At 35.9% G+C, this 15,432-nt stretch carries 15 protein-coding genes; 2 read left to right on the top strand and 13 right to left on the bottom strand.

Features of this window, described 5'->3' with window-relative positions:
• Window positions 1–3: 3 nt before the first annotated feature.
• From tnpA to LNP23_RS04105, 8 genes are all read right to left on the bottom strand, one after another.
• Window positions 4–465 (bottom strand): IS200/IS605 family transposase, encoded by a 462-nt coding sequence (gene tnpA, locus LNP23_RS04140; protein WP_230003930.1) that lies wholly within the window; start codon window positions 463–465, stop codon window positions 4–6.
• Window positions 466–1,217: 752 nt separating this feature from the next.
• Complete coding sequence (locus tag LNP23_RS04135; RefSeq protein ID WP_047776957.1) at window positions 1,218–2,657, bottom strand: nucleoside recognition domain-containing protein; 1,440 nt, start codon at window positions 2,655–2,657, stop codon at window positions 1,218–1,220.
• A gap of 111 nt (window positions 2,658–2,768) precedes the next feature.
• On the bottom strand, window positions 2,769–3,842 hold the full coding sequence (locus LNP23_RS04130; protein ID WP_230003928.1) for a winged helix DNA-binding domain-containing protein: 1,074 nt from the start codon (window positions 3,840–3,842) through the stop codon (window positions 2,769–2,771).
• Between the two features lie 555 nt (window positions 3,843–4,397).
• Window positions 4,398–5,111: a 3'-5' exonuclease gene (locus tag LNP23_RS04125; protein WP_047776965.1), complete on the bottom strand. Its 714-nt coding sequence runs from the start codon at window positions 5,109–5,111 to the stop codon at window positions 4,398–4,400.
• A gap of 88 nt (window positions 5,112–5,199) precedes the next feature.
• On the bottom strand, window positions 5,200–5,673 hold the full coding sequence (locus tag LNP23_RS04120) for a methylated-DNA--[protein]-cysteine S-methyltransferase (RefSeq protein WP_230003926.1): 474 nt from the start codon (window positions 5,671–5,673) through the stop codon (window positions 5,200–5,202).
• Between the two features lie 633 nt (window positions 5,674–6,306).
• The gene (locus LNP23_RS04115; protein WP_230003925.1) at window positions 6,307–7,122 is read right to left on the bottom strand and encodes an SDR family oxidoreductase; all 816 of its coding nucleotides are present in this window, start codon (window positions 7,120–7,122) and stop codon (window positions 6,307–6,309) included.
• 17 nt (window positions 7,123–7,139) lie between these two features.
• The gene (locus tag LNP23_RS04110) at window positions 7,140–7,589 is read right to left on the bottom strand and encodes a GNAT family N-acetyltransferase (protein WP_230003923.1); all 450 of its coding nucleotides are present in this window, start codon (window positions 7,587–7,589) and stop codon (window positions 7,140–7,142) included.
• Window positions 7,574–8,476 (bottom strand): LysR family transcriptional regulator, encoded by a 903-nt coding sequence (locus tag LNP23_RS04105; protein WP_230003921.1) that lies wholly within the window; start codon window positions 8,474–8,476, stop codon window positions 7,574–7,576. Before LNP23_RS04105 ends, LNP23_RS04110 begins: the two co-directional genes overlap by 16 nt.
• 146 nt (window positions 8,477–8,622) lie before the next feature.
• Between LNP23_RS04105 and LNP23_RS04100 the strand changes: the two genes are divergently transcribed.
• Window positions 8,623–9,018 carry a rhodanese-like domain-containing protein gene (locus LNP23_RS04100; RefSeq protein WP_230003919.1) on the top strand — a complete coding sequence of 132 codons (396 nt, stop codon included), beginning with the start codon at window positions 8,623–8,625 and terminating at the stop codon, window positions 9,016–9,018.
• 57 nt (window positions 9,019–9,075) lie between these two features.
• On the opposite strand, the gene LNP23_RS04095 is transcribed toward LNP23_RS04100, so the two are convergent.
• From LNP23_RS04095 to LNP23_RS04080, 4 genes are read right to left on the bottom strand one after another with little or no spacing between them, the layout of a single operon-like run.
• Window positions 9,076–9,495, bottom strand: a complete 420-nt coding sequence (locus LNP23_RS04095) for an SRPBCC family protein (protein WP_230003917.1) — start codon at window positions 9,493–9,495, stop codon at window positions 9,076–9,078.
• Window positions 9,496–9,507: 12 nt separating this feature from the next.
• Window positions 9,508–11,904, bottom strand: a complete 2,397-nt coding sequence (locus tag LNP23_RS04090; protein ID WP_230003915.1) for a M28 family peptidase — start codon at window positions 11,902–11,904, stop codon at window positions 9,508–9,510.
• A 10-nt stretch (window positions 11,905–11,914) separates the two neighbouring features.
• Window positions 11,915–12,262 (bottom strand): hypothetical protein, encoded by a 348-nt coding sequence (locus tag LNP23_RS04085; RefSeq protein WP_047776981.1) that lies wholly within the window; start codon window positions 12,260–12,262, stop codon window positions 11,915–11,917.
• Window positions 12,259–13,788 carry a carbon-nitrogen hydrolase family protein gene (locus tag LNP23_RS04080; RefSeq protein ID WP_230003913.1) on the bottom strand — a complete coding sequence of 510 codons (1,530 nt, stop codon included), beginning with the start codon at window positions 13,786–13,788 and terminating at the stop codon, window positions 12,259–12,261. Before LNP23_RS04080 ends, LNP23_RS04085 begins: the two co-directional genes overlap by 4 nt.
• Before the next feature lie 174 nt (window positions 13,789–13,962).
• On the opposite strand from LNP23_RS04080, the gene LNP23_RS04075 reads away from it, so the two are divergent.
• Window positions 13,963–14,286 (top strand): single-stranded DNA-binding protein, encoded by a 324-nt coding sequence (locus tag LNP23_RS04075; RefSeq protein ID WP_047776984.1) that lies wholly within the window; start codon window positions 13,963–13,965, stop codon window positions 14,284–14,286.
• 57 nt (window positions 14,287–14,343) lie between these two features.
• Here LNP23_RS04075 and LNP23_RS04070 read toward each other — a convergent pair whose 3' ends face one another.
• A complete protein-coding gene (locus LNP23_RS04070) occupies window positions 14,344–15,036 on the bottom strand; it encodes a DUF2461 domain-containing protein (RefSeq protein ID WP_047776986.1) in 693 nt (230 codons plus the stop codon).
• Between the last annotated feature and the right edge of the window lie 396 nt (window positions 15,037–15,432).

Below are 15,432 nucleotides of genomic sequence, written 5' to 3'. Positions count from 1 at the left end.
GTCTTACTTTAGTCCTTCAAAGATATATTTTTCGTCGTATTGAATTTTAAATTTATTCAAATATGCTAAGTATTCTTTATTGAAAGTTTGTTTTTTATGATGTTCTTTTTGATTTTGGACATATTTGTAAACAGAATCAATTTGGGATTGACTATAGGAAAATGCACCATATCCTTTTTGCCATTCAAATCTTGACTTTGTCAGTTTATGATCATTGATATATTTTGAAGATTTTGCTTTTACAACTTTCATCAGTTCAGAAATAGAAGTAGTTGGGTTTAATCCAAAGAAGCAGTGAATGTGATCTTCAACACCATTAATTATAATTGTTTTACATCCTGATTCATTTATAAGATTCCCAATTACACTGAATAGTTTTGGTCTCCATTCTTCTTCCATTACAGCTCTTCTGTATTTTACTGCGAAGACTACCTGTATATAGATTTGATGATAAGTATTTGCCATTTGAAGCGATATTATATGAGCCGTTCCTACGGAACTTTATGATAGGTTACGTGTAACAAGGGATTAAAATCCCTTGTTACAAAATAAATCATTCCTGCGGAATTTATGGATATTTAAAAGTTAATTTTGTAAAATTTAACGTGTTAAATTTTTGTTATGTTGAAATCCTGATAGAATAATTGGAGACCATTCTGATCTCTTTGTAGTGTAAATCGATATTTTAATACGGTTTCAAAAAAACGCACAGCAAATTAAAGAGCCATCGGCTCGTCTGATATTGTAGATCGATATTTTAATGTGGTTTCAAAAGAATGCATAACCAATTCGAGAGCCATTCGGCTCGGCCCATATTGTCTATCCACATTTTGATTTGGTTAAAGAACGTATCACAAATCAAGAGCCATTCGGCTCGCCGAAAAATGTCTATCCACATTTTAACTTGGTTAAAAAAGCGTATCACAAATCAAGAGCCATCGGCTCGCCTTGTCTTGTAGATTAATGTTTTAATGCGATTTAAAAAAAAAACATAACCAATTCAAGAGCCATTCGGCTCGGCCCATATTGTTTATCCGTATTTCGATTTGGTTAAAAAAGCATATCACAAATCAAGAGCCATCGGCTCGACTTGTTTTGTAGATCAATGTTTTAATGTGGTTTAAAAATATCCATAACCAATTCAAGAGCCATTCGGCTCGTCACATTTGGTACAATCGCATTTTAATCCGGTTAATTTATATTGATTTATATTGATTTTAGAAAAACCAGCTCGCCACAAAAATAGCGGTAATCACACAGATTACATCCACCAAAAGCATAGTGCCCAGAGCATAACGGGTGTTTTTAATGTTTACAGAACCAAAGTAAACGGCTATTACATAAAAAGTACTTTCTGCGCTGCATTGAAAAATACTGCTTAGTCTTCCTGTTAACGAATCGGCACCAAAAGTATTCATCGAGTCAATTAAGAAACCTCTTGATCCTGCAGAACTAAAAGGACGCAACATGGCTACCGGCAATGCATCTGTAATTTGTTTGTTTACTCCCATATTCGAAAAGATAAAAGCAATACTATCACTGATGATTTCAAATAAACCACTGTTTCTGAATAAAGAAATGGCAACCAACATCCCTAAAACATAAGGAAAAATAGTTACTCCGGTTTTAACACCATTATTGGCTCCAACTACAAAAGCATCAAAAACCGTCGTACTGGCTTCGGTAAATTTTTTCTCATGAAGGAATGAAAAAATCAAAGTAAAAGCGATAATTCCAACCAATATTAATCCCGAAAGATTAGAGGTAAAGTAGTTTTTTCCAATTAAATCCAAGTGGTTTACATACATCAACAAACCGACAATGGCCGCAATTAGTACCATTAAACCAATAAGCAGGGAAGCGCTTTTGAAATTGATTTTCTGTTTGATTCCAACAATTAGAAAAGCAGCAATAGTACCAATAAACGAAGTAATAATACACGGCAGCATTACATCGGCAGGATTACTGGCGTTGGCCGCAGCACGATAACCAATAATCGAAGTTGCGATTAAGGTAAGACCCGAAGCATGCAGACACATAAACATAATCTGAGCATCACTGGCTTTGTCTTTGTCGGGGTTAATTTCCTGTAAACTTTCCATGGCTTTTAAACCAAACGGAGTGGCCGCAGAATCTAATCCTAAAAAGTTGGCCGCAAAGTTTAAGGTCATATAAGAGATAGACGGGTGATTTTTAGGAATACTCGGGAATACTTTTACGAAAACCGGACTCAAGGCTTTTGCCAGTTTTCCGGATGCTCCCGAAATAATTAAAAGTTCCATCAACCCGCAGAAAAAGGCTAAATAAGCCATAAGCGGTAAAACCAAATCAAGTAGTGTACTTTTGCAGGTAGGCAATAAACCATCTGATTTTTGGACACCACTGAAAATTTTTACGGTTTTGTTTTTATAAACATAAGTGGTATCGGCATTAAGCGTATCACGATTGATGATTAGCGTTTGATCCGGTGCTTTTTTGATGCTGTCTTTGATAAAAGCAGGAAGTTGCTCAATGTATTTTTCTGAAATCAGGATCGGATCGTCTTTTTTTCCATTCAAAACATAATCAATAGTATACGTATTGGCAGTAAACAAGCTGATTACAATAAAGACAATTGAAGAAATAAAAATAGCCAACCAAAATCTACTTAATACCATAATTTTGTTTTTTTTGTAAATGTAATTATTTAGCCATAATAAGCGCAAAGATTTTGCTAGCGAAAACAGAAGTATTTAAAGAAAACCGAATGATTTTGCTGCAATTTTAGCTTATTCAATACTGATTTTCGATTCTAAATAGTTTTCAAAGGGTTTAATAGCTTCGAAAACAAGGTTTTTTTTATCAGGATTGATGGTTTCAAAAAAGCTGGTTTCTATTTTTGTATGTTCCTTTTTTGCTGTGCGTTTCCAGGTTCCGATTACTTTTTCATTCTCAATAATTATCGGCCAGAAGATACCATTGTTGGTGAAAGCGTTTGGCTGATGCTCTTTGGCAATTGTAATTTCTCTGGTTTTATACGAGATTAGAATTTCGTCAAAAGAAGGGAGGAAATGAATTTTTTTAGGAATGGAAGTTTCCTTAGACAGGCCTTTCTTAAACCAGTATTTTGTACCATCAACCTCGATCGTGTCAAGTTCTGACTCAACTGAAAGAACTGCAAGTTTGGCTACAGTAGCAGGAAACCCCGACCACCAGATAAAATCGGGTAATGTTGCGGGGCCATGACTTTCAAAATAGCGTTTGGCAAGTCGGGCTAAGCCTTCTTCTTTAGTCAGTTTGGTTTTTGTTTTTGGAACTTTTTCTTCCAGTAAAGAATAGGTTATTTGTCTGCCTTTCATGTTTCCGTTGCAGACAACACCGTCTAACTCGGCATAGCCCATGATCAGTGTACTTGAAAAATTTTGATCCGTTTCTTTCTTAAAACCCAGCTCGCGTATGATTTCTTCGCGAGTAAGACTTTTATGATTGGATAAAATCTTTTCGATTGAGTTGTTGATTTTTTTGAGCTTCTTTTCGTCCAAATCATATTTTTTAGCAGCCGAAAGAATAATTTTTTTCACCTGAGGCCCGGAAATGTCAAGCATCCAATGAATGTCAGTTGCCGAAACAAAATGCCAGGTAGGGCGTAAAATATGGGTGCGGATGATTTGACCTGAATTAATAGCCTCTTCGATCATTTTCTCTGAAGCGTCACATCGGGAGCCAATTGCCCATTTGGCCATGGTATAATCTTGTGCCTGCATGGCACCTAAATGATGTACAATTTCCTGGGGTTCATGAAAGGTGGTTTTCAGGATTTTCTGGGAGGCCATTCTGAGAAGTGCTATTTCCGGATGTGTCATATTTTAAACCATTTAGTGCTGTTTTGGTAAATCATTTACTGTTGTCTGGGGAACCATATAAGTGATGTAAGTTCATTTAAAATCTGTGTGAAAATATAGCTGTGAGAATTTATCTCGCAAAGTCGCAGAGGTGCAAAGTTTTTAGTTTTGTTACTCTGAATCTTTGCAATTTAGTAAGAAAACTTAAAAGTGTTATTCCCCATGTGCCCTATTTAAAACATGTAAGCGATGTAAGTTCATTTAAATCTGCTTAATCTGCCAAATCTGCGTGAAATCTAATTGTGTTGATTTATCTCGCGAAGTCGCAGAGGCGCAAAGTTTTTAGTTTTGTTGTTCTGAATCTTTGCAAATTATTAAAAAAAATTAAAAGTGTTATTTCCCCATGTGCCCTATTTAAACCATATAAGTGATGTAAGTTCATTTAAATCTGCTTAATCTGCCAAATCTGCGTGAAATCTAATTGTGTTGATTTATCTCGTGAAGTCACACAGTTTTTATTGCTAATCTTTAACCTTTGTAACTTTGCATCTCAGCAACTTTGCCTCTTCAAAAAAACTATACATGAATAATCTCATCTTCAATCAATAAATCTTCCCTACGCAAACGCAGAAAAATCTGTGCAACGGCTATTGTGTCCTTTTCGCAATAGGTTACAATACGGTCAATATCTTTCTCTACATAAAAAACATGAGCAACCTGACTTCCGTCGATATCGCCTTTTGGTGATGGAATGCCAAGAATTTTGGTCAGTAATTTTAGAGACGTAAAATGTTTATAATCGCCAAATTTCCATAACTCCAAGGTATCGAGATGGGCAATTTCCCAAGGTTTTTTGCCGAATAAGTTAAGTTTGTTTGGAATCGCAATCTGATTGATAATCATGCGTCGTGCAATAAACGGAATATCAAACTCTTTGGCGTTATGTCCGCACAAAATATGCTGCGGTCCGTTGAAATGATTGTTCAGCAGGTTATTGAAGTCGTGGAGTATTTTCTTTTCTTCTCCAAAAAAGGAAGTCACTCTAAAATTTCGAATGTCGCCTTTGATGATAAAATAACCCACCGAAATACAAACGATTTTACCAAACTCTGCCCAAATACCGGCACGATCGTAAAATTCTTCAGGAGAGAAATCGTCTTTTCGCTGATACTGGGTTTTGTGATCCCACAAAGATTGCATTTCAGCATCCAGAGAAGTAAAGTGTTCCTCTTCCGGAACGGTTTCTATATCCAGAAACAAAATGTTGTTAAGGTTTATTTTTTCAATCATTTCTTTTGAGACTTCTTAGAGCATTAGACTTTTGCAAGTTGATTTAGCTTACAAATATGCGTAAAATTCTTACTATTTTGGCAAGTAATTAGAATAAACTTTGCTGTTTAACAGGATTCTCATGTTCTAAAAGCCACTTTTTGCGCCAGATTTCTCCGGCGTAACCGGTAAGAGATCCATCTGTACCGATAACACGGTGACAGGGCACTACAATCCAAAGCGGGTTTTTGCCATTTGCCGATGCAACCGCGCGAATCGCTTTTACATCGCCCAGTTTTTTGGTCTGGTCCATATAACTTACAGTTTTTCCATAGGGAATCTCGAGCAGTGATTTCCAGACTTTTTGCTGAAATTCAGTTCCCTTTGGGTTTAGTTTTAAAGTGAAATCAATTCTTTTGCCTTCAAAATATTCCTGTAATTGCACAACAGCCTCTTGAAGTACTTCAGGTATTTCAACAGAAACCTGTCCCTCTTTTGTTACCGAAATAACCGAGATGCCGTCTTCATCACCAACAATCGTTGTGATCCCGAGAGGAGATTGTATGTATGCTGTTTGTTCCATGTTTCTTTTGGCTGGTCTTTCACAAAGTTCGCAAAGTTTTTTTATTAAACATAACTATTTAAACCATATAAGTGATGTAAGTCCATTTAATACTGTTGCCTTTAGAGAATTGAACACAAAGTTTAAGTGTACTTGTTTTAGACATAGATATTTAAACCATATAAGTGATGTAAGTTCATATAATGCTGTTGTCTTTAGAGAATTGAACACAAAGTTTAAGTGTACTTGTTTTAAACATAGATATTTAAGCCATATAAGTGATGTAAGTTCATATAATGCTGTTGTCTTTAGAGAATTGAACACAAAGTTTAAGTGTACTTGTTTTAGACATAGATATTTAAACCATATAAGTGATGTAAGTTCATTTAATACTGTTGCCTTTAGAGAATTGAACACAAAGTTTAAGTGTACTTGTTTTAGACATAGATATTTAAACTATATAAGTGATGTAAGTCCATATAATGCTGTTGTCTTTAGAGAATCAAACACAAAGGTTAAATGTACTTACTTTAAACAGAAATAGTTTGACCATATAAGCGATATAACTTCATAAAATAATGGTGTTGCGTTCAGAGAATTAAGCGCAAAGTTTAAATGAACTTACATCACTTATATGGTTTAAAAAAAACGCCGCTAATAATTTTCCAGCTTAAAGCTATAATTTAATAAAGTTTCAATTTTTTTACTTGAAATGGTTTTCCGGCTATTTGATTTTTCGGAGCTGAATTTTGGTAAAGCTAAGTTTAAATCAATCGCTTTTTGTGTGTAATATTCCTCACGGGTAGGATGGAAGGGAGCAGCAGCATTGAAAACTTCGTTCCATTTGGCGAGGGTAATTATTTCTTCAATGATTCCAATACAATCCTTTTGATGAATCAGATTGACAGGAGCATCCGGATTTGCCAGGTTTTCTTTTCCTGAAAGAAACTTTACAGGCTGGCGATCTTCGCCAATTAGTCCTCCGAAACGCAGAATCGTAGTCTCAAAATTGGGATTGTTTTGTAAAACTGCTTCTGCTAAAAGCAATTGTTTCCCGCTTTCGGTATCCGGATTTGGATTTGTTTCTTCGGTAATAGTGCTGTTTTCATTTCCGTAAACAGAAGTTGAGCTCACAAAAAGTACTTTTTTTACGCCTGCTTTTTCAATAAACGGAATCAGATTTTTTATTTTTTCTACAAAAACTTTCTTTTCAGAATCCTGATTTTCTGCTCGTAGTTTAGGTGGAATGTCAATAATTAGAACATCACTTTTGTCCAAAAACGGAATTATTGTTTCTGAAATTTGATCCTCTTCAATCGAAACTAAAAACGCATTTATTCCGGTATTTTGCAGAATTGAAAGTTTGCTGTCAGTAGTCGTCGATCCGTTTATCCGATTTCCTTTTGCGATTAATTGCTTCGCCAAAGGCAAACCCAGCCAACCACAGCCTAAAATACTAATTTGTGTCATTTGTAATTTTTATTCGCCTATAAAGGTAATGTAAAACGGACTTTGTCTTTTCCTTTCGCGCCAATTCTGTTGTAGAATTTGATTGCTCTTTCGTTAAATTGTGGTGTTTGCCATTGTATATTGGCACATTCTTTTTCAGCGGCAATTAGCTTAAGTCTGTCGATCAGGAGTTCCCCAATTCCAAAACTTCGTACTTCTTCTTCCAGAAACAAACAGTCCATGTACATAAAATCGGCAGCATCCCAGGTCGAATAGTCAAAGGTATAAGAAGCGTAACCCACGATGGTATCAGTAGTTGCTACTACTAAACAGTTTAGTCTCTGTTTTTCGCTAAATAATGCTTTTTTTAAGGCTTCTTCTTTTCCGGCAATTGAAAAATCAGCTTTCTCGAAAGCGGCATGTTTTTGGCATAAAAGGACTAATTTGGGTAAGTCTGCAAGTTCGCAGTTTCTTATTGAATATTCCATTGAAGATTGATTTCGGTTTGTAAAAAGGTAATAAAATGATGAAAATAGTCCGGATACAATTCCTTTTCTCGAATCGCGATAAAGTGTTTTCTTTTTAAACCGTTTTTGCCAATTTTAACGGCCTTGATCGGACTCGTTTTTAAATGTGGCAATAACGCCCATTTTGCCATAGACATAACCCCCATATCGGCTTTGACCATTTCTAAGGAAGCTTCTGTCAGAGGTAAAGGAGTGATTTTCTTTGGGACGACTTTGGCGGGGCCCAGAATAAATTGATGTATGGTAACCGTTTCCATCGGAAGGGAGTGAATCAGCAAATGTTCGTTTACAAAATCTTCGGCAACAACATATTTTTTGTTGGCCCAAGGATGGTTTTCAGAAACTGCCATGACAACTTCGTCCTGAAAAAGCTCCATGTATTTAATGTTATTGTCTTTTATCTGATCGCTTACTATGGCAATATCAATGGTGTTTTCCAATAACTTTTGTAGTGGTATGTGGGTTGCTTCTGTGACAATTTTTAGCTCAACGTTCGGATATAAAAGATGGAATTGTTTTAGGACGGAAGGCAACCAGTGGTAACTCGAAAAACACTCGGTGCTAATGCGGATTTCACCGTATTCACCAAAAACCATTTGTTTGATTTGAGTCTCCGTTTGCGAAAGCTTGTCGAGAATTTCATTGGCAATCTGATACATTTTTTCACCGGCCTTGGTCAGAACCAGTTTTTTATTGATTCTCGAAAAAACAGGAGTACCCAATTGATACTCGGCTTCTTTAAGTTGATGGCTCAGAGCTGATTGTGTCAGGTGAAGTTTGTCGATTGCTTTGGTAATGCTTCCTTCTTCAACAATCGCTTTTATCAGTCTTAAATGACGTATTTCCATTTTTAGAGAATTTATAGGTAAAGGAACAAAATTTTATGATGCCTTTTTCATGAAAAATAGTAATCAAGTAGATGAATTCTTTTCGTTTTTATGGTGTTTGATGTTCGAGTACTTTTGGAAAAATAATCACTAAAACTATATTTAAAATGGAAGCACAAATTAAACATTATGAAGACAAACTGACTTACGAAATGGATCCGTCTGATTTATTTGAAGCTTTGAATAGCGGTGAAAAAGTAGTTGTAATTGATGCCAGAAAAACATTTGGTTTTGAAGCAGAACACATTCCCACAGCGATTAATATTCCGCATCGTGAAATGACGATCGAAAGCACTAAAGAGCTGGATAAAGAAGTGTTGTACGTAACCTATTGTGATGGTATTGGTTGTAATGCATCGACTAAAGGAGCTTTAAATATGGCAAAATTAGGGTTCAAGGTAAAAGAATTAATCGGCGGTATCGAATGGTGGAAATTTGACGGATATGCCACCGAAGGAAACAATGGAGTAAAAGCAGGATTGAAAATAGAGTGTGCCTGCTAAAGAAAAAGGGCAGATTTTCGAATTGAAATCTGCCCTTTTGCATTTTTAAAATATCGTTTATGATTCGACTACTGCTTTTAGACTTTGCAGAATTGGACTTTCTTCACCTTGAGGTTCTTCTTGGACGGCTCCCTCTCGCTTATCTTCCTGAATAATTTCGAGTTTTACCTTCTGATCTTCTTGAGTTAAAAGATAGGTCATAAGGAAATAGTTTTCAGGTTTGTCTTCTAATCCAGGTCTAGGAAAAAACAGGGAATACTTGATTTTTTTATGGTGAACTAACTCCAGAATAGTTCCCCATTGCTGAAAAACGTGTCCGTCCCATTCATTTCTAAATCGAATTTCGCTACCTATTTTCCAGTCTGTGATTAAATCACTTTCGTATTGCCATTGTTTTACGAGAACAGGCTGTGTTAAAGCAGCCCAAACTTTTTCTATTGGAGCGTTAAAGACTATTGTTGAAATGTTTGTCGCCATAAAACTTCGTGTTTATTTTGGTTGAACAATAGATTTTAAACTGTCTTTTGAAACACTTGTACTGTCTTTTATTGGAGTTGCGGCAACAGGAACATTTACTGGAGCTGTTTCTCTTTTTATTTTCTGTTGCACCAATACGGCATCATTCAGAACAAAAGGGGTTGGCATCATCCAGTCACTTCTTGGTTTGATGTTTAATAACGGATTGGTCATTAAATCAAATGAACTTTCAATCAAATCCATATCAAAAACAGTTAATTTGTTGATGTAGAATTCCAAAACAAGAGGTTCGTTGCCTACAACATAATAACACAATACCTTAACATCATCGCGTTCTAAACGATTTCCTTTTTGTCCGGAAGTCGAAACGCCATTTGCTTTAAAGTTAAAAAACGTCATTTTGGTATTGGCATAAATATCGTAACGATTTACTTTCCTATTAGGTGTAATTTTTATTTTTAAGTACCTGTTGTTTCCAACAACACTGTCTTTTAAGAATGCAATAGTTGGTTTTGGAACTGTAACAATTGGTGCAATCGCACTATAAGTAAAACCAGAACCATATTTGCTGGTAATAGGTAGTGTATTTAAGCCTACTGCTTTATGATCGGTTTGTCCCAGATATGTTTTGGTCCAATCGTCTAAGTTGGTGTCGTAAGTAGTCCAAAGGGCTGAGTTGGTGTTCGCATTATAAACATACAATAAACTATTTGATTTTGCTTTTCCGTGTTCATAACCCGAGTTGATACCAGCGTAAGTGAAAAAGCCGATCGACAGCACAAAAAATAATATCGTCCAAACTCCTTTTTTGAAAAATGCACCAAATAGCGGTAGCAAAAGCCCGAATAACAATACGGTCAGTATAGCGCTTACAAAAAGTATTTTTAATCCCAGACCAACAGGGAACATTATTATAAAAGGAGCAATAATGGCTAATGCGGGGATACTGAATAATAAATTTATACCTAAACTGTAATGTTGTGTGATTACAAAAATTCCAAATAAAAACACTCCAAAGTAAACCGGGATAATTAGAAAACCGGCTCCTGTCAGACTATTGGCTAGAAGAGCATTGATGATTATCCAAAGTAAAAGCGGTGCTACAAAATGGTTCATTGTAGTTTTTGCCTCCGAAAAATGATGGTAGAAAGCAAAACAAATGGCGATACTTAGTGTTACAAAAGCGCCGATATAGGCATGTCCATTGTAGGTAAATCCATTTAATAGGTCATTGTATTGCGGGTAGATTTGTAAAAGTATTTTCCAGCCTAAAAAAGTAACCAATCCGGAGATTATTATAGAACCAAATAACGGAACAAATCCTCTGAAGATTTCTCTAAAGGTGATGACACGTTTTGCTTTTCCAATAAAAATAAAAAGAATTAATAAACCTAAAGCGATGAAAGTCATTGGACCAACCCATGAAAATGGATAGCTAATAAAAAAGCCAAAAGGAACCGTAAAATAAACATTGTCTTCCGTTGCAGTTGTTGCATTTAGATCAATATTTGAAAAATAGTCTAACAAAGGCATTAAATACGTTCCCTGATGCGCCAGCGTATTTTTGCTTAAATGCTGAATGTCATCCTGTTGGGTGTGGTAGTTAAAATGACCATCGATAAAAGCAAAGTTAAATCCCTGTATGTTTCCTTGTTCTCTAAAAACGGTTAGATCGGTGTCGTTTGGAAGCATTTTGTAAATGCTGTACATAAGTGAATTAGAAACCGGGAATTTTGTTTTTGCGTTTGAAAATTCTTTCACCAATGTTTCATTTCCTTTATTGGTTTCCATTAACATATAACTTGGACCTGAAGAGCCTCTGGCTTCAAAATTTAAAACTAAGCCCACCTCTTTTGCCCAAGGATGTTGATTTACGAAAAGAGCGGCGCCATTTAGTCCTAATTCTTCGGCATCTGAAAAGAGAATAATAATATCGTTTTTGTGCGGTTTTTTAGCATATAAAAAGGCACGAACACCTTCAAGAATAGTGGCAACTCCCGAGGCATCATCGCTGGCTCCTTTAGAGAAAGAATGCGGTGCGCTGTCATAGTGAGAAAGCAATAAAAGTGCTTTTGAATTGTTTGTTCCTTTTATGCGGGCAAGAATATTCTTAGATTTTACGAGAAGACCTTTATCGTTAAGGGTGAATCCTTCCTGAACTGACGTTTCCAAACCGATTCGGTTGAGCTCAAGTTTAAGATAATTGGCTACTAATTCATGATTTGTCGAGCCTACATAATGGGGTTTTTGGGCTATGATTTTAACTTGATTTAGTGCGCGTTCGGTCGAGAATTCGGCAAGAGCTTCTTCATTTTTAGAAACCCATTGGGGCATCATTGTGGCGTATATAATGGCCAGAATGGCTATAACGCATAGAAAGGCTAGTATCGAAGTAGGATTTTTTTTCATGTTGAATATACTAAATTTCTTTTTTCACGAGCATATAATAATCATTGTCCAAAGAGCGATATCCCTGGTCGTATAGAAAATAATAAGTGTTCCCCGTTTTGGTCTGCAAAATATTAGTAAAAAAATCAAAATCAAAGCCTTTGTTCAACATTTTATCTTTTCTTGCTTTTGATTTTCCTTCTGTGTTTAACTCGGACAAAATACGGTAATTTTTGCGTAGCTTATTGTTTATATTTCGCATGAAATTAGTGGTGTCCTTATTGATCTTGTTGTTGTAGGCATTTCGGCAACTATCTGAACAAAATTTCTTGTCTTCACGGCCTACAATCTTTTCGGAGCATTCGAGGCATGTCTTCATGGATCCAACTTTTTAATTTCATATAAATCATTTCTTCGGTCTTTTAAGATTCGGACACTTCCGTGCTCATGGAGTTGTTTTAGTAAATTCAAATCAACATCTACAATTAAGGTCATCTCTGTATTTGGAGTTGCTTCGGCTTTTATTCCATTACTTGGAAAAGCAAAATCAGAGGGGGTAAATACAGAAGCTTGCGCATATTGAATATCCATATTGTTCACTTTTGGTAAGTTACCTACACAACCTGCAATTGCAACATAACATTCATTTTCTATAGCCCTTGCTTGCGAACAATGTTTTACACGGGTATAAGCATTTTGTGTGTCTGTGAGGAAGGGAACGAATAAGATATTCATTCCTTCATTGGCCATAATTCTTGAAAGTTCAGGGAACTCCACATCATAGCAGATCAGGATTCCAATTTTGCCACAGTCGGTATCAAAGGTTTTAAACTGAGATCCGCCCTTCATTCCCCAATGTTGTACTTCGTTTGGAGTCACGTGAATTTTGGTATACATTTCTGATGTTCCGTCTCGTTTGCATAAAAAACCAACATTGTATAAATTGCCATTATCTAAATACGGCATGCTACCGGTAATGATATTGATATTGTATGAAATGGCAAATTCCTGAAAACGTTTCCGGATCGGGTCAGAGTAACGAGCCAATTCCCGAATCGCTTCCGCTTCTGATAAATGATTGTAATCGGCCATTAAAGGGGCAATAAAAAGCTCCGGGAATAACGCAAAATCACTTCCATAACCGGAAACAACATCAATAAAAAACTCGGCCTGCTCAAATAAAGCTTCTACATTGTTTAACTGACGCATTTGCCATTGAATTAATCCCAAACGAATAACGCTTTTTTCGAGATTGATAAGTTTCGGACTCTCATCGTAATAAACATTGTTCCATTCTAAAAGCACGGCAAATTCTTTGGATTCTTCGTCGCCTTCTAAATAGTTTTTAATGATGCGCAAAACATGAAAGTCATTGCTAAGCTGAAAGGATAGCACCGGATCATGTAATTCTTTGTGTTTTACTTTGTCGATATAATTTTTTGGAGTGAGTTTTCTGGCGTGTTGTGCATAATTCGGAATTCGTCCTGCAAAAACAATGGCTTTTAGATTCAGTTGCTCGCAAAGTTCTTTTCGGGCATCGTACAAACGACGGCCTAAACGCAAACCGCGGTATTGCGGATGGATGAAAACATCGATACCATATAGGATTTCACCGTTTGGATTGTGAGTAGAAAACGTATAATTGCCGTGAATTTGGTTGTAGTTGTGTCTTTTATCGACCAATGTCTCATCGACGATCAAGGACAAGGCAGATCCTACAACTACTCCGTCGGCCAGAATAATCAATTGACCTTCAGGAAATATAGAAAGTAGTTTTTTAATATCGGCAGATCTCCAGTATGAATTGGCCATTTCGGGATACGATTCTACCATTGAGTTCTTCAATTGTTTGTAATCGTCAAATTCCAAATTTCGCAGTTCAACTTTATTGATTTGTGTTTGCATATCGTAGGGCTTTTCTCAAATATACAAAAATATTTCCATTTGCAAACGGTTACAAATAATTACAACCGAAAGTAAATGGTTGGTTACCGAATAGTTATTGAAAGCTGTAGCATCTTTGGCCTGTTGAATTTAATGTACGAATTCACTTATAATAACATTTAAATAGTATACGCCATGAAAAACAGAGTACAATTAATCGGGAACGTAGGAAACGATCCGGAAATTAAAACATTGGAAAACGGAAAAAAATTAGCGCATTTAAACATTGCAACAAACGAGAAGTACACCAATGAAAAGGGAGAAAAAGTAGAACAAACAGAATGGCATCGTGTGACAGCCTGGGGAAAAACAGCTGAAATTATCGAGAAATATGTCGTAAAAGGAAAAGAAGTTGCGGTAGAAGGAAAGCTGACACATAGAAGTTATGACGATAAAAACGGAGAGAAAAAATACGTCACAGAAGTAGTGGTCAACGAAATCCTGTTTTTAAGTAAATAGTGTTTATCAACGTAATCAAACCCGACAGGGTTTTTAAAAGCTGTCGGGTTTATTTTTTTATAAAATTGAAGCGCCATTTATGTCAGTCGTCAATATTTCACTCATATAATCAAAAAAGGGTCTCATGTTCTTGAAGGTGTCCAGTGCCTGTTCTAAAAAAAGCGGACTCAATACTTCCTGATCTGTAAATCGTTTAATAAGTAAAAACTGTTTGTAACGAAGTAAGTCAATAGCTTCATGATCGATATCAAATCCTTTGGGCTTTGTTTTAAGCTGTTCGCCTTGTAGAGTTCCAAATGTGCGGATAAAAGATTCTGAATGCAGTATCTTTTGCATAGGTTCAGGATCGTGGGCAAATTCACTTCTTACGCGTTTTAAGTCTGCCGCATTTGGTCCCCAAAAACCACCGGCGATAAAGCTATTTCCTTGTTCCAAATGATAATAATAACCACCTCGTCTTTCACTCGTGGCACGGGTATAACTACCACCCCAAAAGCTTTTAAAAGGCGTTTTGTCTTTAGAAAAACGAATATCGCGATAAATTCGGTATACACTTTTTTTTCCGGAAGCGGTTTCTAAAACATCGGTTTTGGAGAGCTCCTGCAGTAAAGCACCTGCAAAAGTTTCGATATGATTTAATTCGTTGAGGTAAGTCGTTTTATTTGCATCAAACCAAGGTTTGTTATTGTTTGCTTTAAGCTCTTGCAAAAAATCAAGACTGGATTTTGGGATAGTAATTTGGTTTTTCATAATGAAACAACGGACTCTTAAGATTTATTTAATCAGGGAACTAATTTACAACTGTTCTTTTATTTTTTCAACGAAAGTGGAAATTAGATGCGATTGAATGCGATTTCAACCGCTAAGTTCGCAAAGATTTCGCCAGGTTCGCAAAGAAAAAGATTTCAAATGAGCTAATAGGACTTATATGGTGAAGTTAACCATGAAGTTCACAAAGATTCCACGAGGAACACAAAGGAAAATCTAAAAGGAGCTACTATCACTTATATGTCGAAAAAAAATTGCTTTGGATAATATGTTTCTTAAACGAATAAAGGACTTTGATTTAAACTAAAAACCCATCAGTAATCTGATGGGTTTTCATATATATTTTAAGCTGTCTTTTTTATTAAGTCAAACATAGGA

The organism is Flavobacterium cupriresistens, assembly GCF_020911925.1.
Taxonomy (GTDB): domain Bacteria; phylum Bacteroidota; class Bacteroidia; order Flavobacteriales; family Flavobacteriaceae; genus Flavobacterium; species Flavobacterium cupriresistens.
This window is presented reverse-complemented; position numbering and strand designations above follow the sequence as displayed.